Source organism: Arthrobacter sp. zg-Y844 (genome assembly GCF_024385465.1).
Classification (GTDB): Bacteria; Actinomycetota; Actinomycetes; order Actinomycetales; family Micrococcaceae; genus Arthrobacter_B.
Genome location: NZ_JANFLS010000001.1, coordinates 44,003 through 64,361 on the forward strand (window position 1 = coordinate 44,003; position 20,359 = coordinate 64,361).

Consider the following 20,359-nt stretch of genomic DNA (forward strand, 5'->3'; position numbering starts at 1 on the left):
GGGACAATGCATTCAACAAACGACGTCACGGCGAAACAGGCAGCCGAAGCGTGGGAATCATTGTTCCGTGTCCAGGTCGGCGTTATGCGGCGCCTGCAGCGGGATCCGGAATTCCGGGAGCTCACCATGCGGGAGTACGACGTCCTGTTCAACCTGACGCGTTGCCCCGGCGGCTGGATACGGCTCAACGAGCTCAACGAGCACCTGCTCATCAGCCAGCCCAGCCTGAGCCGGATGGTGGACCGGCTTGAAGCCCGGGGCCTGGTGCAGCGCCGGCCGGCAGAACAGGACCAGCGCGGCGTCGAGCTCTCGCTGACCGAGGAGGGGCGGGCAGTCCAACGGCGCCTGGGCCGCATCCATGTACGTGGAATCCATGAACTCCTGACGCCGGCCCTGGACAACACTGAGCTGGCACGCCTGAAGGAACTGACGGACAAGGTCCTGGCGAGCCTGGAGGACTAGGCGGCCGCCTCAGTCAGCGGCGGATCGGCGAACGCCAGCCGGGGCACCAGCAGGAGGAGTGCTGCCGCGATAAACGCAGTCACCGAACACACCGCCCAGACCGTCAGGTAGCCCTGCAGCGGTGCCACAGTCCCGGCGTCGGCCGCTCCGCTCGAAAGGGCGTCCGCAGCTGCGCCGGCCAGTGCAATTCCGAAGACCGCCGAGGCGAAGGACCCGCCGATGGTCTTGGTGGTGTTGGTCAGCCCGGTTGCCATGCCGGTTCGGTTCAGCGGTGCCGCCGCGGCAGCAGCCGAGGGAAGCGCCGCCACCAACGCCCCGGAACCCAGCCCGGCGACCACCATGTTCATCAGTGCCTGCGGCAGGGTGTCATGGAAGGGCAGGAAGAGCCCGTACCCGACACCGACCAGGAGCGAGGCACCCACCAAGGTGTTCCTCGGCGTGGTCCGCCGGGCGGCCAAGGGGAAGAGCAGCGCGCCGGCGAGCAGGGCGAAGACGTAGGTCCCGATGATGATGGACACCTGCGAGGCCGCCAGCCCCAGGCCGTAGCCGTACAGTGCGGGATCGGTGCGGGCGAACGTGGACATGGGCGCCTGGGCGCCGAGCACCGAAATGCCGAACAACCCCGCGGTCAGCTGGACCGGCCACATGGACGGGATGCGCAGCATCCGGAAATCCACCAGCGGATCCTTCTGCCCGAGCTCGTAACGGACAAAAGGAATGAACGCGGCGGCACCGGCAGCCAGGACGGCCCACACCCACCAGGTCTCCGGACCGTTGATCCGCAGGAAGGTCAGCCCGGAGGTAAGCAGGAGCAGCCCGACCGCCAGCAGTACGAAGCCGGTGCGGTCCACCGTGCCGCCGTCCAGGGAGCTGGATTCCGGCACCCCGAAATGCACGGCAAAGATACACAGCGTCACCGCGGCGGCGGGGACGCACAGCGTGAGCCAGAGCGGGAGGTGCTCCACCAGCACCCCGCCCAGCAGGGCTCCGCCGATCACCCCCAGCTCGAGTGCGCCGACCAGCAGGCCTGCCGCCTTGCGGGTAAGCACGGCCCGGTTGGGGGTGTGGCGCACCCGGCTGAAAATCAGGGCGATCTCCATCGGCAGCCAGACCACGTAGAAACCCTGGAGCGACCACGCGGCCAGGAACGTCCAGAAATCCGGTGCCACGGCGACTCCCCAGGAGGCCGCCGCCGTCAGGACCGTGGAGACCAGCAGGATGCGTTTGTGCCCGTAGATGTCCCCCAGTTTGGCCAGGATCGGCACGGCCAGGGCACTAAGCATCAGCTGGGCGGACTCAAACCAGTTGACGTCGCCGTCGTCGATCCCCAGGTGGCGGGCAATGTCGGTGAGCAGCGGCGTGTAGTAGCCCTGCAGGATGCCGCTGGTGATTTCCACCAGCACCAGGAACCCGACGAGGGGGCCGATCATGCGCAGTCCGGGCAGGGACGGCGCGGACATCAGAGCGCACCCATCAGGGCCTTGTAGAACGTGATGCCCTCGCCGAACGTCTCGATGCCCAGGCGTTCGTTGTCGGCGTGGATGCTGGCCCGGTCCGCGGCGCTCATCCGGAACGGGGCAAAGCGGTACACCGCTTCGCAGATGGAGGTGAAACGCCGCGCGTCGGTTCCGCCAAGCATGATGTACGGCACCGGAACAGCGTCTGGGAAACAGGTCCGGATGGTTTCCGCCAGCAGGGCGAACTGGGCGTTGTCCGTCGCGGAGACCGGCGAGGGCTCATTGCCCTCCACCACGCGCAGGCTCACCTTGGGGTCCCGGATGATCGACCGCAGCCGCGACACAGTGGACGCCACCGTCTCGCCCACAGCCACCCGGACATTGGCGTTGGCCGTGGCGCGCGTGGCCAGGACGTTGGATCCCTTGCTTCCCCGCAGCTGGGTCACGGCCACGGTGGTGCGGGTCATGGCGTTGGGCTCCCCGCCGAGCATCCCGAACACCCGGGTCAGCGCACCGCGCAGGTGCCTGGCATTGCCCAGCACCGGACGGAGCGGCAGCGGCGCCGAGCCGGAGAGCCGCTGGACCATTTCCACGCTGACATCCGGAAGGGCGGCCGGGAAAGGACGGCGGTCCAGGCGGACGACGGCGCGGGCCAGGCGCGCCGTTGCACCCCTCCGGTTCGGCGTGGACGCATGCCCGCCGGCGTCCTCCACCGCCAGTTCGACGTCGAGGATGCCCTTTTCTGAGACGCCGACGACGGCGAGCGGCGCCGACACGAACGGGAACGCACCCGAGGCCACCGCTCCCCCTTCATCCAGCACCAGCCAGGGACGGATGCCGCGTTCCGCGAGCAGGGCAGCGGCAGCGGCAGCCGTATCGCCGGCGGTTTCCTCGTTGTTGCCGAAGGAGAAGTAGATGTCCCCTGCGGGCGCGAACCCCTCGGAGAGCAGCTGTTCAGCCGCTTCCAGCAGGGCTGCCAGCGCCCCCTTGTCATCGAGGGCCCCGCGGCCTTCGATGGAGGTTTCCGTGACCGTGCCGGCAAACGGCGGGTAGTCCCACCGCGACGGGTCCTCCACCGGGACCACGTCATAGTGGGCCATCAGCACCGCGGGACCCCTGCCGTCCGCGGCATCAACAGCCGCGCCATCAACCGCCGCGGCGTCACCGGCCGCGGCGTCGGGCGAGGCCGTCCCGGGCCAGCGGTACAGGAGCCCGAACCCGTTGACCCGTTCCAGCTGCAGGCCGGCGGAAACAAGGGGAAAGAGTTCCGGCAGTGCTGCGATAAAGGCCTCGAACTGGTCCGGCTCCATTTCCTCGGGCACCCGGGAGGAAACGGTGCGGTACGTGAGGAGCCGGGCGAGCTTCGGAGCGGCCGCGCGGCCTAGTGCAACGGCGGATAGCGCCGTGGGAGAGCTGGGCATGGGAGCGAGTGTAGCGGCTGTGGCATGCATCACAGTCCAGTGGGCAGAAGATTAAGTTACCAGGCGGTAACCACGCGGTGAGGCTCAGGCCTCCGGAGTTGCTGCCGCATGCAGCAGGGGCAGCATCCGCCCTTCGAAATGCGTGTTCAGCACAATCACGGAGGAGGTCCGCAGGACCGTGTTGGTGGCGACGATCGCGTCGATCACCCGCTGCAGATCAGAATTGGACCGCGCCGCCACCCGGGCCAGCAGGTCGCTCTCCCCCGAGACGGTATGCACCTCCTGGATTTCCGGAATCCGGGACAGTGCCGCAACCACTGCGTCATGGCCGGTGTCCTGGCGGATGGTGAGCGAGCAGTAGGCGACGACGTCGTACCCCAGGGCCTCAGCGTCGATCCGCGGACCCCAGCCGGCGATCACACCGGTCTCCTGCATCCGGTCCAGGCGGGCCTGGACCGTGGCCCGGGCAACGGCGAGCCGGCGCGAGGCCTCCAGTACCGACATCCGCGGGTTGTCGGTAAACAGGGTGACGATACGGGCGTCCAGCGCGTCGGTGGGCATGGGGTCCTTTCCGGGACTAAGCACAGGCAGTGTACAAATTGTAAAGGCAGCACGGCCGACTGCCGGAACCGACGGCACACAAACCGGCCTTAAGATGGAATCCGGTGTACAGTCCTGCAGCGGCATCCCTGCCCGCGGACGGCACGCACCGGCAGCCAATCCGTTCGTTCTAAGGCCTCTCCCGTTATGCCCAGTTCCGCCCGCCCGTCCAGCACTGACACTGCGCTTCCGGCCGGGGAACCGTCCTCCGCGCGGAAGATGCAGCCGAGGCACCTTGTCCTGATGAGCCTCGGCAGTGCCATCGGCACCGGCCTTTTCGTAGGGTCCGGCGAAGGCATCGCAGCGGCCGGCCCGGCAGTGCTGATCTCCTTCCTGATCGCCGGAACCATGGTGATTCTGATCATGCGCATGATGGGCGAGATGGCGGCGGCCGACCCCAGCAGCGGTGCGTTTTCCGTATATGCCGAGAAAGCCCTGGGGCGCACGGCGGGCACCACGGTCGGGTGGATGTGGTGGTTCCAGATCGTGATCGTCATAGCCGCGGAGGCCACGGCCGCTGCGGCCATCGTCGCCTCCCTGGTCCCCGGCATCGAGCAGTGGATGCTGGCCCTGGCCTTCATCATCGTGTTTACCGCCGTCAACCTGGCCGGAGCTGCCAGCCTGGGCGAATTCGAGTACTGGTTTGCCATCCTGAAGGTTGCCGCAATCATCATCTTCCTAGCGGTCGGCGTCGCCTTCGTGGCCGGACTGCTTCCCGGCGTCCCGTCGCCGGGCACCTCCAACCTCTTCGACAACGGCGGCTTCATGCCCAACGGCCTGACCGGGGTGGCCTCGGGACTGCTGCTGGTGGTCTTCGCTTTCGGCGGCACCGAGATCATCACCATCGCCGCAGCGGACACGGAGGAACCGTCCAAGAACATTGCCGGAGCGATCAACTCGGTGATCTGGCGGATCCTGGTCTTCTACATCGGTTCGGTGCTGGTGATGGTCACCGTACTGCCCTGGGACAGTGAAGCGCTGAGCACCGGTCCGTTCGTGGCCGTCCTGCATGCAGCGAAGGTCCCCGGTGCGGACACGGTCATGGCGGTCGTCATCGTCATCGCGCTGCTGTCCGCCATGAATGCGAACCTGTACGGCGCGTCCCGGATGATCTACTCCCTGGGCGAGCGCGGCCGGGCTCCGGCCTCCCTGGGCCGCCTCGGCTCCGGCGGAGTGCCCCGCCGGGCGGTGCTGGCGTCCGTGGTCTTCGGCTTCGTTGCCGTGGTGCTGAACTACCTCTACCCCGACACCGTGCTGATGATCCTGCTCAACACCGTCGGTTCCACCTGCCTGGTGGTCTGGGGCATCTCCATCGTTTCCCAGATCATCCTGCGGCGTCGGGCGGAAGCGGCCGGCGTCGAACTCACGTTCAAGATGTGGGCCTTCCCCTGGCTCTCCTACTTTGCGCTGGCACTGCTCGCGGGAATCGTGGTCCTTGGCTTCTTCGACCCCGATGTGCGGATCCAGCTGCTGGCGACGGCGGCCCTCAGCACCGTGCTGGTCCTGCTGGCCTGGTCCTTCGAACGGCGCAGCGCTGCCAAGGCCCGCACCGCACCCGGGGACCGAGCCGACCAGGCCTGATAGGCAAACTGCCAAGCACATCCGGCGGCTGAACGCTACATTTGTACAGACTGCGTCATGTTCGGGGCGCTGTTTGCTCACTGTGGCGTGAAGCACTAAATTGCGGACCATGGACAATAATCTGCAACCTGCGGCCCTGCCGGCGGAGGAACTCCGGGAGCTGTACCGCCTGGTCACCGCCGTCCGGCAGCTGGACCTCGCCGCGATCGCCTGGCAGCGCCAGGGCATCATCCCCGGATACGCCCCGGAACTGGGCCAGGAAGCCGCCCAGGTGGGCAGCGCCTTCGCCATGGATCCCAAGCATGACTTCGTTTTCCCCACGTACCGGGAAATGGGCGTGGCGCTCACCATGGGCGTGGATATGACCGCCTATATGTCCACCCACAAGGCCAGCTGGCACGGCGGCCTCTACAACCCGGTGCAGACCCGGCTTGCGCCGATCCAGGCAGTGGTCGGCGGATCCGTGCTGCACGCCGTGGGCTGGGCGCACGGCCAGACCCTCGCCGGGAACCCCTGCGTGGCCCTGACCTACTTCGGCGACGGCGCCAGCTCCCAGGGCGACGTCCATGAAGCAATGAACTTCGCAGGCGTCCTGAAGGCTCCGGTCATTTTCTTCGTCCAGAACAACGGCTGGGCCATTTCGCTGCCCACCGAGGCCCAGGTGGCCGGCGGAACCGTCGCCGCCCGTGCCGCCGGGTACGGAATGAAGGCGATCACCGTGGACGGCAACGACGCCGCCGCCGTCGTCCTCGCCACCCGCGAGGCCGCCGCTCATGCCAGGGCCGGACACGGTCCGGTACTGATCGAGGCCATGACCTACCGCCGCGGCCCGCACTCCACCAGCGACGATCCCGGCAGGTACCGGAGCCTGGCGGAGGAACGGCGCGACGAAGGCGTGGATCCGGTCCAGCTGCTGGCGGACCGGCTCCTGACGGAAGGCCTGGCGGACGCCGACTTCCTGGACACCGCGCTGCAGGACGCCAAGGCCCATGCGGACACCGTCCGCGAGGGAGTCATGGCGCTCGGCCCGCGTCCCGGACGGGAAATGTTCGACTTCGTTTTTGCCGAGCCCACCGAAGCACTCAAAGCCCAGGCCCGCGCCTGGCGGGAGGAATCCGAACATGTCTGAGCAGCTCAGCGACGCCGTGGCGTCCTCCGACCTGGAAGCCGCTGCCCGGAACACGGAGCAGACCGCCGCGCAGGAGCAGTCTCCCCTGGCCCCGTCCCCGGAGGACGGCGACGGCCGGGTGGAAAACCTCTCGATGCAGGCGGCCCTGAACCGGGCCCTGGCGGAAACCCTGGCCGAGGATCCCAAAGCCGTGGTCCTGGGCGAGGACGTGGGACGGCTCGGCGGAGTCTTCCGCATCACCGACGGCCTGCAGAAGCGCTTCGGTCAGGACCGCGTTTTCGATACTCCGCTGGCGGAATCGGGCATCCTGGGCATGTCCGTGGGGCTGGCCATGGCCGGGTTCCACCCGATCCCCGAGGTGCAGTTCGACGGCTTCGCGTATCCGGCGGTAAACCAGATCGTCACCCAGCTGGCCCGGATGAACTACCGCAGCCGGGGCACGATGCCCATGCCGGTGACCCTGCGGGTCCCCAGTTTCGGCGGCATCCGCGCCCCCGAACACCACGGCGAGTCGCTGGAGGCGCTCTTCGCCCACGTTCCGGGATTGAAGGTGGTTTCCCCTTCCAGCCCGCACGAGGCCTACCACCTGCTGAAGCACGCCGTAGCCGTTCCGGACCCGGTGATCTTCATGGAACCGAAGTCCCGCTACTGGCAGAAGGGCGACGTATTCCTGGACGACGCCGGCCCCCTGGAGGGTGCCAAGGTGGTTCGTCCTGGCAAGCACGTCACGCTGGTCGCGTGGGGCGCCATGGTGGCCCGTTGCCTCTCCGTGGCCGAGCTGGCAGCCGAGGACGGCATCGAGGTGGAGGTCCTGGACCTGCGGTGGCTGAAGCCGATCGACGCCGAGGGGCTGGCCGCCTCCGTCGCCCGGACCCGGCGCGCCGTCGTCGTCCATGAAGCGCCGCTGACCTCGGGCCTCGGCGCCGAAGTGGCCGCCCTGATCACCGAGCGCTGCTTCGATACCCTGCGCGCTCCGGTTGGGCGGGTCACGGGATTCGACGTACCGTATCCCTCAGGCGACCTTGAAGACGAATACATCCCGAACATCGACCGCATCCTGTTCGGGATCCAGCGAGTATTGGAGTACCGGCGTGGCTGAAATCCCCTTCCCCCTTCCCGACCTCGGCGAAGGCCTGATCGAGGCCACCGTGCTGGAGTGGCTGGTGTCCGTGGGCGACCAGGTGGAACGCAACCAGCCGCTGGTCGAGGTGGAAACCACCAAATCGGCAGTGGAGCTGCCCTCCCCGCAGGCCGGACGCGTTGCGCGCACCTACGGCGAGCCGGGTGAAACGATCAACGTCGGCGAACCGCTTATTGTCTTCGAGGTTCCGGACAACACCGCCGGCATCGTGGGTACGGTGCCGCAGGAAGCTCCGGCGCGCCGCCGGGTCCGGCTGACCGCCGCGCTGGACGAGGACTAGGCAGTGGCGGATTACGGCTCCCTGGTGGAAGGCACCGACCCCCGCCTTTCGGTGGAGAGTATCGACCCGGCCGAAGATGCCGGGGGCACGACGGCGCTGCGTCCCGTACTCCTGCTGCACGGCTTTGCCTCCAGCGCGCAGCTGAACTGGCATGACTCCGGATGGATCACCGCGCTGGCCGCCGCGGGACGCCGGATCATTACCGTGGACCTGCCCGGCCACGGCGGCAGCGCCGCACCGGAGGACCTGGATTCCTACCGCCCCAGCCGCATCCGCGCGGACCTGCTGCAGGTACTCCAGGACGCCGGCGTTTCTCCGCTGGCCGACGGCGACCCGGCCAGCGGCCTGGACGTGGTGGGGTACTCCCTCGGTTCCCGCCTGGCCTGGGAATTCGGAGCGACCCAGCCCGAACTCGTGCACCGCATGGTGCTCGGAGGGCCGGGAAGCGGTGACCCGCTGGCGGACTTCGACCTCGATGCCGCCCGCGAAGCAGCGGCGGGCGGGGCGCCCGTGGCGGATCCCCGCACCGCCGAACTGCTGCGCATGGCCCAGCTGGTTCCGCAGAACCGCCTGGCCGCGCTGTTCCGGATGATCGAGGCCATCAAGGAGGAACCCTTCTCCCCCGCAGCGGCGGTTCCGTCCATGCCGCTGCTCCTTGTCGCCGGGGAACGCGATGACCTCGCGGCGACGGCGCCCGAACTGGCCGCCCTGAGCGGGCAGGCCGGGATGCTCTCGCTTCCCGCCCGCACCCACACCAACGCCGTGACTTCGCGGGCATTCAAGAATGCTGCGGTGGAATTCCTGGCGGGCTAATAACAGCTTGGTCACGACGGCTCGTTATCCGCCAACATTTCCGGGTGCACGCTAAGATGAAAAGGCTAGTGGACTCGCCTGACATTGATCAGCCTACTGATTAATGCCAGGCGAGATTCCCTGCTTTCATCTTTGACCCTCAAGGGAGGACACCCGTGGATGTACTCCTGGGGCACCGTTACCGCACCACCGAACTCATCGGGTCCGGCGGCGCTGCCGCTGTCTACCGCGGGGTCGACGAAAACCTTGGCCGGGAAGTGGCCGTCAAGCTTTTCAACGCCGGGTTCCGCGAGGATGACGAAACCCGCCGCCAGCAGATCGAAATGCAGCTGCTGGCAACCCTGAACCACCCCGGCTTGGTCACCCTGCTGGACGCCGGCGTCAACGTTGACGACGAGGGCCGCAGCTCTAGCTTCCTCGTGATGGAGCTGGTGGACGGACCGGACCTGCGCGGCCTGCTCAAGGAAGGTCCCCTCTCCTCCTCCGCAACGGCGGCGCTGGGTGCCGATCTGGCCGATGCGCTGAACTACGTGCACAGCAACGGAGTGATCCACCGCGACGTAAAGCCTGCGAACATCCTGCTTTTCCCCCAGGAAGACATGGACACCCGCCTCTACCCGAGGCTCACTGACTTCGGGATTGCCCGGATGGTCGAAGCCACCGTTGCCACCGCCAACGGCGCAACCATCGGAACAGCGAACTACCTGAGCCCGGAACAGGCGCAGGGGGCTGCCGTGGACCCGCGGACAGATGTCTACTCGCTGGGCCTGGTGCTCCTGGAGTGCCTGACCGGGGAAAAGGCCTTCCCCGGACCGATTGTGGAAGCAGCCGTGGCACGCCTGCTCCGTGACCCCGAGATCCCCGAGTGGGTGGGGCCGGATTGGACTGGCATCCTGCGGGCCATGACGTCCCGCCTGGTGGACGCACGCCCCGAGGCCCACGAAGTGGCAGTGGCGCTTCGTTCCCTGGCCTCTGAAGCCATGGTGCTGGATGGACCGTCGACCGTTCCTTCGCCGGACTCCGCGCTCAGCGATCCGGACACCGGTGAATCCGCAACGGGCGGCGTCACCACGGGCAACATCTATATTCCGGCGCCGCCGCAGCACGCCCCCAGTCTGGGCTAGGCCGGACGGGCCGGAGAAGACATAAAAAACGGATCGGTCCTGCTGGACCGATCCGTTTTTCGTCGAGGGGCGGAAGAGGCTACTTGCCGTCGCCGGCCGCTTCATCCTCTTCGGGCTCGAAGTTCGAGGCTTCCTCGGTGCTCGCAGCCGAAATACCGTCCTCGCTCTGGGGGATGGTGCCTTCGGGTCCGCCCTGCGAACCCGTCTTCGACTGATCCCCCTGGCCGGCTTCCTTTTCGGTATTTCCCATGGTGTTTCTCCTTTGTGGTGCTCGCTGGCCTACTTATTCGATACTAGGCCAACTGTGGCCCGGCCAACACCTGCGGACGGATCGGGCGGCTGCCCTGGTCAGGCGGCCGAGCGTTTGCTGGCTGCGCGGACAGCGACCAGGCTCAGCAGCAGGAGCGCTGCGGCCGAAGCGGTCGGAACAATGAAGGCGTGGCTGTAACCGAAGGAATCCGCCAGCCCTCCGGCCACGGATGAACCCAGCGCCTGGCCGGTGACGACGCCGCTGGCCAGCAGGGTCATTACGGTGCCCATCAGTTCGCGCGGGGCCACGATGGCGCCGATGCCGAAAATGCTGACCATGGTCGGTCCCACGGGAAGACCCAGAATCAGCAGCACAACCAGCATCATGCCGATGCTCGAGGGCAGGAACAGCAGCAGGGTAAACGCCAGCATCGCCGCGGCGCACAGTACCCAGCGGCCCGCGGTGCCGAAGCGCTCGGGCCAGAAGGCCACGGACAGGGCGGCAACGGCGGAACTCAAAGCCATGGCCGCGTAGATGAGGCCGGCGGAAGTGGCCATGTCGAAGCTGCCGGCGAACGCCGTGAGGCTGGTCTGGGTGGAACCGAAGAACGAGCCCATGGCGACCATGCCGAGCACCGGAACCATGATGAGCAGCCACTGCGGACGTTCCCGCTGGGCCGGTGTTTCCGGATCCGGTCCGCTTCCTGCCGGCGTCGCTCCCTTGCGGGAAATCTTCGGGCGGCGCGAGGTGGGGACAACGTGCTCCACCGTGTGGTGCACGGCAAAGGCGGTCACCATCGTGGCCGTCAGCACTGCCGCCAGCACAAGCGGCAGCCAAGGGGCGACGGCGGCGGCGAGCAGGCCGACGAGGGCCGGGCCGAGCACGAAGGTCAGTTCATCCGCGGTTCCTTCGTAGGCCAGGGCGGTGTCCATCTCGCGGCCCTGCGGACGGCGGGCGGTCATGGCCATCCAGCGGACGCGTGCCATGGGCCCGACCTGCGGGCAGGAAGCACCCATGAACAATGCGGCCGCAAGCATCCAGAACGGCGCGTCGGCCGGATCCAGGAGCGCAGCGGACAGCAGGAACAAGCCGATGGCCACGGGGTTCAGGACGGCGGTGCCGAGGAGGACCGGCCGCTGTCCGATCCGGTCCGCCAGATACCCCAGCAGCGGAGCACCCACTGCGGACCCGACGCCGACGCCGCCAGCGGCGAGGCCGCCGAGTGCGTAGGAGCCGGAAACCTCTGTGATCAGGGTGAGTGCGCCGACGGTGAGCATGGCCAGGGGAAGCCGTGCGAGGAAGGCGATGGGGAAGAACGACTTGCCCGCCAGGGCGAAGATGACCTGGTAGCGGCCGCCTGCGGACGGGGTTTTCACCGGGTCGGCAGGGGCAGAGTCAGGGTTGGAGTCAGGGCTTGGTGCCTGAGTGGGGGTGGAGGTGTCTTGGGTCATGGTGCGGTATCCAGATACGTCGAACCGCGCACCGTCCCCCCTCCCGGTGCGCACAACCCGTGTAACGGGTCCAATTTTACCCATGCCGAGCCGGTGGACCTAACCAAAGACCCCCAAATCGACGGGAACGTCAGTGGATAAGGGCCTCGCCGGCGCTGTAACGGACCGAGGAACCGTTGCGGCCCTTGAGGATCTGGAGCTGCGCCGGGATCCGTTGTTTCATTTCCGCCACGTGGCTGACAAGCCCGACCACCCGGCCGCCGTCGCGCAGCCCTTCCAGCGCGTCCATGACCTGCTCCAGGGACTGCTCGTCGAGGCTGCCGAACCCTTCATCCACGAACAGGGTTTCAATGTTCACGCCCCCTGCTTCCTGCTGGACCACGTCAGCCAGTCCCAGGGCAAGGGCCAGGGAGGCCATGAAGCTTTCGCCGCCGGAAAGGGTGGAAGTATCCCGGTGCTGGCCGGTCCACTCGTCGGTGACGTGCAGGCCGAGGCCGGCCTTGCGGTTGCCGGACTTGGAATCGCTGTGTACCAGCGCGTACCGGCCTCCGGTCATGGCAGCCAGCCGTTCCGTGGCGGCCGCTGCCACCTGCTCCAGCCGGGCAGCCAGGACGTAGGTACTCAGCGTCATCTTGTATTGGTTTTCGCCGCCGCCCCGGGCAGTATCCGCCACCGACTGCAGCAGGTCCCGCCGGGCGCGAAGGGGCGCGGTGCGTTTAAGCGACGCCTCCAGCTCGGTGGAGTATTCAGCGAGCCGCCCGGCGGAGCCTTCCAGCAGGCGGACGAGCAGGGCGGCCTCTTCCTGTTCCTTCCGTGCAGCCGCGGCCGCCTCTGCCGCCTCTGCCACGTCTTCCTCGTCCGGTACGGCCAGCGGCTCCCCCGCGGCGTCGTCCGGTCCGGCCGCTGCCTGGGATTCCCGCCGCAGCAGCAGCCTGCGGCCCTGCTCTTCCCAGTTCGAAACTGCCAAGGCGTAGGCGTCTGCGGTGGCGGCGTCGAGCAACGCAGCCTCAACCTCGGCCGCCGAAGCAAAGGCTGTTCCGGCCAGGGCGGCATCCAGTTCAGCGCTGACCCGGCCCGACTCGTCTTCGGCCGCGGCAGCCGCGCCTGCCGCCTCGCGGGCGGCGGCGGCAAGCTCCGCGAACAGCGTCAGGGACTGGACGCGTTCGCTGATGCTCGGGAAGCCCTGAAGGGCCTCGCCGATGCGCGCGGACAGTTCCGCTGCCTGTTCACGGGCTGCGGCGGCACGCGAATCCGCCTGTGCAGCAGCAATAAGGGCCTCGGAACGGGCAGCCTCGGCGGTCGCCAGTTCCGCAGCGATCGCCGTCAGGCGACGGTCTGCTTCGGCCAGCGACCGGACGGCGCCGCGGGCTTTCTCCAACTCTGCGCGGGCCACATCGAGCTGTTCCTGTGCGGCGGCGGCATCTCCTGCACCGCCGCGGGCGCGAAGGGCTGCGGTTTCCTCGGCAGCGGTACCGGCCAAGCGCCGGGCTTCTTCGTAGGCCGCTTCGGCCTTGCCCGCGCGTGCCTTGGCTGCCTGCTCGGCTTCGCGGGTGACCGGAGCCTCGCCGTCGGGCAGCGCCGCCGGGCGCGGGTGCTCGAGTCCCCCGCAAACCGGGCACGGCGCGCCGTCTGCGAGTTCCTGTGCCAGCTCCGCCGCTGCCTGGTCCAGGCGTGCCTGCAGCAGATCCTGCCACTGCTGCCGCAGATCCTGATACTCCTGCCGGGCGTCGGCAGCCGCCGTCGCGGTCGCTGCTGCGCGCTCGTTGGCGGCGGCATAGCCGCTGATGGTCGCGACCAGTTCTTCGGCGGCGGCCAGGGCGGTTTCTGCCCGCGGTTCCCCTTCCGCCAGCCGTCCCAGCGCCGCGGCTTCAGCGGCCAGTTCCGTCTCTTCCGCCCGCAGGGAGTCCAGCGAGGCGTCGGCGTCGATGGCCTGCGCCCGATGGGCTTCCGCAGCGTCCTGGTCCGCTCCGGCACGGGCGAGCAGGGCCACGTTGCGTTCTTCGTCTTCCAACGCCGCGCGTACGGCTGCGAGGTCCGCACCGACGCGTGCCTCCACACCGTCCGGCAGCGTGGTCCCGGCGGCCGCCGACACACCGTAGACAGGGGCCAGCACATGCTCGGCCAGCGCCTGCAGGGCGCCGGCCGCTTCGGTGCGGCGGTTTTCTGCACGCCGGGTAGCGGCTTCCGCGGCCCGTACGCTGCCTGCCAGCAGGGAGGCAGCCGCGTGGGTCGCAAGCGCGGCCCGCTGCGGCTCAATCTCCGCTTCGGACCGGGCATGTTCCGCTTCGTCCCGGATCAGCTGCTGCAGGGCAATGCCGCGGGCACGGCGGTGCTCGAATTCCTGCAGGTGCTTCTCGGCGCTTTCCCGTGCCGTCATCAGCTCCGCGAGTTCCTTGCGGGCCGCGGCGCTTCGGGAGTCGAGCTCCGCCTGGAACTGTTCGAGCTCCGTTTCCCCGCCCTCGGCCTCGACAACCTCGTTATCCGCTCCGCTGCCTTCTGCCAGTTCGCCGCGGTAGCGCCGGATTTCGTCACGTGCACGACGCAGCACGTGTTCGGACTGCTCCTGCGCTTTGTCAAAGCGGTCGGTGGCTTCGACAAGCTCGGCCTTGAGCCGGCGTTCTATGTCTTCAAACCGGGAGGTGCCGAAGAGCTGCTGCAGCAGCTGCTCGCGCGAGGCCGCATCGGCGCGCAGGAAGGCCGCAAAATCCCCCTGGGGCAGCATTACCACGCGGGTGAACTGCTCCCGGTTCATCCCGAGCAGCTCGGTGATTTCCGCTGAAGCTTCGTCGTTGCGGGACGACTTCTGGACCCACGCGCCGTCAACGAATTCGCTCAGCAGGGTCTTGGCCTGCTCGGTGACGGTGCTTTTCCCGCCCGCCCGCTTGGCCGGACGCTCCCACTGCGGGCTCCGGACAACTTCGAAGCGGCGGACACCGGAACTGAACTCGCAGACCACTTCGGGGGCCGTGTCCTGGGCAGCGTGGTCGCTGCGCAGCCGGCGTCCCTGCTGGCGGGCACCGGGGACGGTGCCGTAGAGGGCGAAGCAGATGGCGTCGAGCACGCTGGTTTTCCCCGCACCCGTGGGTCCGTTCAACAGGAAGAGCCCGTGGGCGCCCAGCTCGTCGAAGTCGATAACCTGCCGGTCTGCGAACGGGCCGAAGGCCTGCATTTCCAAGCGGTGGATTCTCACTGTGCTGCCTCTGCTTCGCGGACCTTGCCCAGGATTTCGATGAAGAGGTCCTTTTCCTCATCGGCTGCGCTGCGCGAGCGGACGTGCTCAAGGAAGCCGCAGCAGATGTCGAGATCGTCAGTCGCCTTCGCCAGCCGCTGGCTGTACGTCTGGTCCGGCCCCCGGGCGCCGCCCTCCGGATCGAAGGCCAGGACGAGGGTGTCCGGGAAGCGGGTGCGGAGCAGTTCCATGGCCTTGGCGGGCCGCTGGCTGTCTGTCAGGGTGACCTGGCAGTAGGCATCCTGGGCCTCGGCAAGATCCGGATCCGCCAGGAGATCGTCGAGCTTGCCGCGCAGCACCGCCAGCCGGCGCCGGGCCGGCCAGGTGACCGCCTCTACGGAAGCGAGGCCGTCGCCGTCGAACTCCAGCAGCCATCCGCCCTTGGCCTGCCGTGCCTCGGAGAAGGAATACGGGAGCGGTGAGCCGCTGTAACGGACCGCGGGGCTCAGCTGCTGCCGGCCGTGCAGGTGTCCCAGGGCTGTGTAGGAGAACTCGTCGAACAGGTCCAGTGGGACGGCACCAAGCCCGCCCACCGCCAGGTCGCGTTCGCTGTCACTGCTGATGCCGCCGCTGGCGAACGTATGGGCCATCACTACGGATGCGACGGGCGCCCCGGCCTGTTCGCGGGCAAGGATGTCCGCGCGGATGCGCCGTACGGCCGCCTCGGTGACGGAGAAGTGGTTCGGGACCTCAACGCCCAGCTCCCCGGCGGCGAGGCGGGGCTCCAGGTACGGGATGCCGTAGACGGCCACCGGCCTGCCCTCGGCGGGCAGCAGCACGGGGCGGGCAATGTCTTCATACCGCGTGCGCAGGTGCACGCCGGCCCGCTCGAAGAGTGCGCTGCCAAAACCCAGCCGGGCGGCGGAATCATGGTTGCCGCTGGACAGCACCACCACCGCGCCGGCACCCGTGATGCGCTCCAGCGCCGAATCCAGCAGGCGCACGGTGTCCACCGCCGGAAGCGCGCGGTCATATACGTCTCCCGCGATCAGCACGGCATCCACCCGCTGTTCCCGGACAGTGTCCACGAGGCGGTCGATGAAGTCCGCCTGGGCATCGAGCATTCCCACGCCGTGGAAGGATCGGCCCAGGTGCCAGTCTGAAGTGTGCAGTAAACGCATGTCTTAAAAACTACAGCCCGGCTCCGACAGTTAACGGATCGGGGGCAGCGGCGTGTGCCGCTGCCCCCGGGGGTCCTGCATTTTTAGTGCCTTAGGTCCTAGGCGCGGTTGCCCGGCGTGCCGTCCTCCGGACGGGAGGTGCCGTCGGCCGGCTTGTCGAAGAAGCCGCGGGCTTCCTCGTCAACAACCGGCTTCGTGCTGCCGGCTGCCGGCGTGGCTGCTGCCGGCTTGGCCAGCGTGGCCGGCTTGACGGTTTCGGTGTCATCCCCAGCAAGCGTGTCCTCCTCCAGGAAGGAGTCCGCCGGGCTGCGGTGGGCGTCGATGGTCATGTCCACGCTGCGGAAAATCAGGCCGGCAATCACTGCGCCGAGCAAGGGTGCAGCCCAGAAGAGCCACACCTGCTCCAGTGCCCAGCCTTCGGAGAAGATAGCGACGGCGGTGGAGCGGGCCGGGTTGATGCCGCCGTTGGTGACGGGAACAAGGACGGTCAGCAGGACGGCATAGGTCACGCCGACGGCGAAGGCGCCTGACACGGCGAGGGACTTGCGGGAGCCCGTGCCTGCCTTGCGGGACGCTGCGCCGAGGAAGACGGCAGTCAGCAGGGCACCGGCAACAACCTCCATCAGCAGCGCGCTGGGAAGCGGGAAGAGGTTCGTCGAGTGCTCGTCGTAACCGTTGGCCGTGCCGGTCAGGAACTGACGGGCCTGCTCACCGATCTGGTCGTGGCCGGTGATGACCACCCACAGGATCGCAACACCGAGTATGGCGCCGACCAGCTGGGCCACGATGTACGGCAGGACGAACTTCCAGGCCGTGCGGCCGGCCACTGCGCTGCCGAGCGTGATTGCGGGGTTGAAGTGGCCGCCGGAAATGTAGCCGAAAGCCACCATTGCACCGGCAAGGGCCAGGCCGAAGGCCAGCGGCGAGCCAATGCCGCCGCCGGCGGTGTTGCCGAAGATGGCAATCCCGATGCCGACGAAGAGAAGCAGGAACGAACCGATGGCCTCGGCTACCGTCCGTCCGACAAACCCGTAGTTGTAGCCACCGTTTGCAGGCGCCGCAGTGCGGGCGGGCGCTGCGGCCCGGGCTCCGCTGAGTGGTAAGGACTCAGATGACATGGAAGAAGGATTCCTAACGTGTGGGTGGCGGCACCGGATTCACGGCTGCCGGTACAAAACAGAAGCGGTACTCGGCATGGCCTGCACCGAACGGTACGGCGGGGACATGCTCGGACTCACTACAAACTACCCCACCGTGTCAGCGCAGCCTGTTAACTTCCTGAATTTGCCCTGTACGCCAACCGGGCGTGGTTCCGGCGGCACCTGCCCTGCGCTCCCGGCGCCACAGGGTCCCACCCGATGGTGCCGGTGTTGCCGGTGAGGTCACACCAGGGCGCTCCCGCCCCACACGGTGGGATGCTGTGCGGCCCGGCCCGGGCCCGGCTCCCCGCCGAACCCGGCATTATGCTGGAGGAGTGATCCCCGAACCCGCTTCCGCTCCTGCCTTCCTTTCCTCCGCTGCCCTGTCGCCGAAGATCCGGGGCTGCCTCCTCGGCGGCGCACTGGGCGATGCCGCCGGCCATGCCGCCGGGGATTCCTCCGGCACCTCGATCACGGCGGACACACAGCTGGCCCTGTATTCCCTCGACGGGCTGCTGGAGGCCATTGAATGGGCAAATCAGGGAGTGGGAGCGGACGAGACGGCGTGCATCTGGCTGGCCTATCTCCGCTGGATGCGCGGCCGGGGGCTGCCGCTTCCCGAGAACGGTCCGTCGCCGCTGCCCCGCCCCATCGACGCGGAGCCGCTGCTGCAGCCGGCCGGAACCGAGCAGGCCGCAGACCTGGACCCCGACGTCCTGCAGGCGCTCTCCACCGGGGAAATGGGTACCCGGCAGCGCCCGCTCAACACCGGCGTCGACACTCCTGCCGCGCTGGTGCGCTCTGCCCCGTTCGGGCTGCTCCCCTATGTCGGGACCGAAACGGTCTACAAGCTGGCCCTTGACGCTGCCTCGCTGACGCACGGACATCCTTCGGCCCGGCACAGCGCAGCAGTCTTCGCGTCGATGGTGCACGGTCTGCTGGCGCCGGGGGCAACGCTCCGCAGCGCGGCAATGGAGTCGCTGGCCCAAGCCCGGGCCAACGGAGTTCCGGAGCTCGCGGACCGGCTGCAGGCGGTACTGGCCGACGACGGCGGTGCGGGTGCAGCAGGCACCGGCACCCCGGGCGGGACGCCCACGGCGGAAGAAGCCCTGGCGATCGGACTGCACGCCGCGCAGGCCGTGGAAGACGCAGCGGACGCTGCCGTGGAAGACGGGGACCTCAGTGCGGCAACAGCAGCTGCCATCCGGGACGCGGCAACAGCAGGCGGCGCGCCGGCCGCCGTCGTGACGGGAAGCCTGCTGGGGACCCGGTACGGCACCCTTCCGGAAACCGGCTTGGAGGCGCTGAAGGAACGCGGGGTTATTGAGAAACTGGCCTCGGGGTTCATCGCGGCCACGGTCGCACCCTAGGAGAATCTGCCGGCCGCTGGTCCCGCTACTGCGATGCCCGCGGCCAAATGCCGCCGAGGGTCTGCAGGAATTCGGCTTCCGACAGGACTTCGATGCGCTGGCCCCGCTCGTGCAGGTCCAGCACCCGCCGTGCCTTGCCGGTCAGGCGCCCGCTGCGCAGGTCCCCGGGCTCAAAACCGTCCCCGACCACCAGCACACTGGTGGCGCGGGTGACGTTGCTGGCCGTACGGGCGCCGACCTCTGCGGCCCGGTCCTTCGCGGTCTGGCGGGCCATGCCCAGGTTGCCGGTGAACACAACAGTCTGGCCGAACAGGGGATGCGCCGGGTCCGCCAGCGGATTAGGCGGCGGATTGTCACCCTCCGACGGCCAGCCCTGCCACCCGCCGGCTGCCGCAGCCGGCGTACCGGTGCCCCGGGCCAGGGCATCCCTCGTGGCCTTGGAGAGCGGGTGCTGCCCCGGCACGTAGGCCGGCAGATGAGACGCGGGCCGGCCGTCGCGCAGGAAAAACTCCGGCATCGACCGGGCGCCGCTGCGGCGGGCAATATCCACCATGATCCCGGCGCAGGCCCGTGCGTCCTCGGTGGCGTCGTGGTGGTTCAGCAGGGGCACTCCGGCAGCTTCCGCGGCAAAGGGCAGCGAATGCGACGGCAACTGGTAGGTGCGCCGCGAATGGACCACTGTGCAGGTGTAGTCATACGCCGGGCCCGCCAGCTCGGAGACCTCCAATGCGGAACGGATCACGCCCAGGTCAAAGGCGGCATTGTGCGCCACCAGCAGGTCATCGCCGATGAAGGCGCCGATCTCCGGAAAGAGTTCACCGAACCGGGGAGCTCCTGCCACCATCCCGGGTTCAATGCCGTGGATCCGCACGTTGCGCGGATCAAAGTAGTCGTGCCCCTCCGGAGGCCGCATCAGCCAGGACGCTTCCTCGACAACCTGTCCCCCGCGGACCCGGACCAGGCCCACGGAACATGGCGAGCCGCGGAAGCCGTTGGCTGTTTCAAAATCTATTGCGGTAAAACTGAGCCCTGCCTCAGGCATTGCCGCGGGCCGCCTGCTTCCGCCGGGAGCTACGCACCTTGGAAACCACGAACCAAACCGCCGCGGCAATTACCGCCACGATGACGATCTTCTGGAAAACGCCGGCGTACTCTTCGACGATGTGCCAGCTTTCACCCAAGTAGTAACCGGCCGCGATGAAGATTGCGTTCCAGATCAGGCTGCCTGCAGTGGTCAGGGCCGTGAAGGTCAGCAGGTGCATCCGTTCGATGCCGGCAGGGATCGAGATGAGGCTGCGGAACAGCGGGATCATCCGGCCGAAGAACACGGCCTTGTTCCCGTGCCGCCCGAACCAGGCCTCGACTTTGTCCACGTCCTCCAGGTCCACCAGCGGCACCTTCGCGACCAGCCTGCGCATCCGGTTCCGGCCCAGCCACGCGCCGAGGCCGTAGAGTGCCAGGGCGCCGACGACGGACCCCAGCGTGGTCCAGAACAGTGCGGCGGCGATGGAGAAGTTGCCCTGGCTGGCGGTGAAGCCGGCCAGCGGCAGGATGATTTCGCTCGGCAGCGGGGGGAAGAGGTTTTCCAGGGCGATGGCCAGCCCGGCGCCGGGAGCGCCGATGGTTTCCATCATGCCGACCGCCCAGTCCGCCACACCCCCGAGGGCGGAGGGGTCGCCGGAGGCTTCGGCGGGGACGGAGGTGGCTGGGGTAACGGCTTGTGTAATAGTCATCTCGGGCTCAATTCTGCCCTAGGCCCCCTGACAGGGAAGAATCCGGGTCGCATTCCCG

At 68.1% G+C, this 20,359-nt stretch carries 18 protein-coding genes; 8 read left to right on the plus strand and 10 right to left on the minus strand.

Features of this window, described 5'->3' with window-relative positions; all coding sequences use genetic code 11:
• Positions 1–6 precede the first annotated feature (6 nt).
• Entirely contained in the window at positions 7–462 is a 456-nt protein-coding gene (locus NNX35_RS00190) for a MarR family winged helix-turn-helix transcriptional regulator (protein WP_227918224.1), read from the plus strand.
• Here the strand turns inward: NNX35_RS00190 and NNX35_RS00195 are convergent.
• From NNX35_RS00195 to NNX35_RS00205, 3 genes are all read right to left on the minus strand, one after another.
• On the minus strand, positions 459–1,922 hold the full coding sequence (locus NNX35_RS00195) for an MFS transporter (protein WP_255866681.1): 1,464 nt from the start codon (positions 1,920–1,922) through the stop codon (positions 459–461). The genes NNX35_RS00190 and NNX35_RS00195 overlap by 4 nt on opposite strands.
• The gene (locus tag NNX35_RS00200; protein ID WP_255866682.1) at positions 1,922–3,340 is read right to left on the minus strand and encodes a M20/M25/M40 family metallo-hydrolase; all 1,419 of its coding nucleotides are present in this window, start codon (positions 3,338–3,340) and stop codon (positions 1,922–1,924) included. The genes NNX35_RS00195 and NNX35_RS00200 overlap by 1 nt, the downstream gene beginning before the upstream one ends.
• Before the next feature lie 84 nt (positions 3,341–3,424).
• Positions 3,425–3,901, minus strand: coding sequence for an Lrp/AsnC family transcriptional regulator (locus tag NNX35_RS00205; protein ID WP_255764598.1), 477 nt, complete (start codon positions 3,899–3,901; stop codon positions 3,425–3,427).
• 282 nt (positions 3,902–4,183) lie between these two features.
• On the opposite strand from NNX35_RS00205, the gene NNX35_RS00210 reads away from it, so the two are divergent.
• The 6 genes from NNX35_RS00210 to NNX35_RS00235 all read left to right on the plus strand — a co-directional run bounded on the left by NNX35_RS00210 (position 4,184) and on the right by NNX35_RS00235 (position 10,008).
• Complete coding sequence (locus NNX35_RS00210) at positions 4,184–5,521, plus strand: amino acid permease (protein WP_370646905.1); 1,338 nt, start codon at positions 4,184–4,186, stop codon at positions 5,519–5,521.
• 109 nt (positions 5,522–5,630) lie between these two features.
• Positions 5,631–6,650 carry a thiamine pyrophosphate-dependent enzyme gene (locus NNX35_RS00215; protein ID WP_255866683.1) on the plus strand — a complete coding sequence of 340 codons (1,020 nt, stop codon included), beginning with the start codon at positions 5,631–5,633 and terminating at the stop codon, positions 6,648–6,650.
• 133 nt (positions 6,651–6,783) lie between these two features.
• Entirely contained in the window at positions 6,784–7,749 is a 966-nt protein-coding gene (locus NNX35_RS00220; RefSeq protein ID WP_255765686.1) for an alpha-ketoacid dehydrogenase subunit beta, read from the plus strand.
• Positions 7,742–8,071, plus strand: a complete 330-nt coding sequence (locus NNX35_RS00225; protein ID WP_227918229.1) for a biotin/lipoyl-containing protein — start codon at positions 7,742–7,744, stop codon at positions 8,069–8,071. Before NNX35_RS00220 ends, NNX35_RS00225 begins: the two co-directional genes overlap by 8 nt.
• A 3-nt stretch (positions 8,072–8,074) precedes the next feature.
• On the plus strand, positions 8,075–8,884 hold the full coding sequence (locus NNX35_RS00230; protein ID WP_255866684.1) for an alpha/beta fold hydrolase: 810 nt from the start codon (positions 8,075–8,077) through the stop codon (positions 8,882–8,884).
• A 155-nt stretch (positions 8,885–9,039) separates the two neighbouring features.
• Positions 9,040–10,008, plus strand: coding sequence for a serine/threonine-protein kinase (locus NNX35_RS00235; protein WP_255764601.1), 969 nt, complete (start codon positions 9,040–9,042; stop codon positions 10,006–10,008).
• Positions 10,009–10,087: 79 nt separating this feature from the next.
• On the opposite strand, the gene NNX35_RS00240 is transcribed toward NNX35_RS00235, so the two are convergent.
• From NNX35_RS00240 to NNX35_RS00260, 5 genes are all read right to left on the minus strand, one after another.
• A complete protein-coding gene (locus tag NNX35_RS00240; protein WP_227918232.1) occupies positions 10,088–10,258 on the minus strand; it encodes a hypothetical protein in 171 nt (56 codons plus the stop codon).
• A gap of 98 nt (positions 10,259–10,356) precedes the next feature.
• Positions 10,357–11,709 carry an MFS transporter gene (locus NNX35_RS00245; RefSeq protein ID WP_255866685.1) on the minus strand — a complete coding sequence of 451 codons (1,353 nt, stop codon included), beginning with the start codon at positions 11,707–11,709 and terminating at the stop codon, positions 10,357–10,359.
• 130 nt (positions 11,710–11,839) lie between these two features.
• Positions 11,840–14,899, minus strand: coding sequence for an AAA family ATPase (locus tag NNX35_RS00250; RefSeq protein WP_255866686.1), 3,060 nt, complete (start codon positions 14,897–14,899; stop codon positions 11,840–11,842).
• The gene (locus NNX35_RS00255) at positions 14,896–16,059 is read right to left on the minus strand and encodes an exonuclease SbcCD subunit D (protein WP_255866687.1); all 1,164 of its coding nucleotides are present in this window, start codon (positions 16,057–16,059) and stop codon (positions 14,896–14,898) included. Before NNX35_RS00255 ends, NNX35_RS00250 begins: the two co-directional genes overlap by 4 nt.
• A 98-nt stretch (positions 16,060–16,157) precedes the next feature.
• Complete coding sequence (locus tag NNX35_RS00260; RefSeq protein WP_255866688.1) at positions 16,158–17,177, minus strand: MIP/aquaporin family protein; 1,020 nt, start codon at positions 17,175–17,177, stop codon at positions 16,158–16,160.
• A gap of 356 nt (positions 17,178–17,533) precedes the next feature.
• Between NNX35_RS00260 and NNX35_RS00265 the strand changes: the two genes are divergently transcribed.
• Positions 17,534–18,568, plus strand: a complete 1,035-nt coding sequence (locus NNX35_RS00265) for an ADP-ribosylglycohydrolase family protein (RefSeq protein WP_255866689.1) — start codon at positions 17,534–17,536, stop codon at positions 18,566–18,568.
• A gap of 25 nt (positions 18,569–18,593) precedes the next feature.
• Here NNX35_RS00265 and NNX35_RS00270 read toward each other — a convergent pair whose 3' ends face one another.
• Positions 18,594–19,610: an exonuclease domain-containing protein gene (locus NNX35_RS00270; RefSeq protein WP_255862760.1), complete on the minus strand. Its 1,017-nt coding sequence runs from the start codon at positions 19,608–19,610 to the stop codon at positions 18,594–18,596.
• On the minus strand, positions 19,603–20,301 hold the full coding sequence (locus NNX35_RS00275; protein WP_255764608.1) for a DedA family protein: 699 nt from the start codon (positions 20,299–20,301) through the stop codon (positions 19,603–19,605). Before NNX35_RS00275 ends, NNX35_RS00270 begins: the two co-directional genes overlap by 8 nt.
• Positions 20,302–20,359: the final 58 nt, after the last annotated feature.

Bases quoted from the DNA above. Each gene is read 5' to 3' on its own strand.
- NNX35_RS00240 (WP_227918232.1), bottom strand. From the start codon at position 10,258: ATGGGAAATACCGAAAAGGAAGCCGGCCAGGGGGATCAGTCGAAGACG.
- NNX35_RS00205 (WP_255764598.1), bottom strand. From the start codon at position 3,901: ATGCCCACCGACGCGCTGGACGCCCGTATCGTCACCCTGTTTACCGAC.
- NNX35_RS00200 (WP_255866682.1), bottom strand. From the start codon at position 3,340: ATGCCCAGCTCTCCCACGGCGCTATCCGCCGTTGCACTAGGCCGCGCG.
- NNX35_RS00195 (WP_255866681.1), bottom strand. From the start codon at position 1,922: ATGTCCGCGCCGTCCCTGCCCGGACTGCGCATGATCGGCCCCCTCGTC.
- NNX35_RS00220 (WP_255765686.1), top strand. From the start codon at position 6,784: ATGCAGGCGGCCCTGAACCGGGCCCTGGCGGAAACCCTGGCCGAGGAT.
- NNX35_RS00215 (WP_255866683.1), top strand. From the start codon at position 5,631: ATGGACAATAATCTGCAACCTGCGGCCCTGCCGGCGGAGGAACTCCGG.
- NNX35_RS00260 (WP_255866688.1), bottom strand. From the start codon at position 17,177: ATGTCATCTGAGTCCTTACCACTCAGCGGAGCCCGGGCCGCAGCGCCC.
- NNX35_RS00245 (WP_255866685.1), bottom strand. From the start codon at position 11,709: ATGACCCAAGACACCTCCACCCCCACTCAGGCACCAAGCCCTGACTCC.
- NNX35_RS00190 (WP_227918224.1), top strand. From the start codon at position 7: ATGCATTCAACAAACGACGTCACGGCGAAACAGGCAGCCGAAGCGTGG.
- NNX35_RS00210 (WP_370646905.1), top strand. From the start codon at position 4,184: ATGAGCCTCGGCAGTGCCATCGGCACCGGCCTTTTCGTAGGGTCCGGC.
- NNX35_RS00255 (WP_255866687.1), bottom strand. From the start codon at position 16,059: ATGCGTTTACTGCACACTTCAGACTGGCACCTGGGCCGATCCTTCCAC.
- NNX35_RS00275 (WP_255764608.1), bottom strand. From the start codon at position 20,301: ATGACTATTACACAAGCCGTTACCCCAGCCACCTCCGTCCCCGCCGAA.
- NNX35_RS00270 (WP_255862760.1), bottom strand. From the start codon at position 19,610: ATGCCTGAGGCAGGGCTCAGTTTTACCGCAATAGATTTTGAAACAGCC.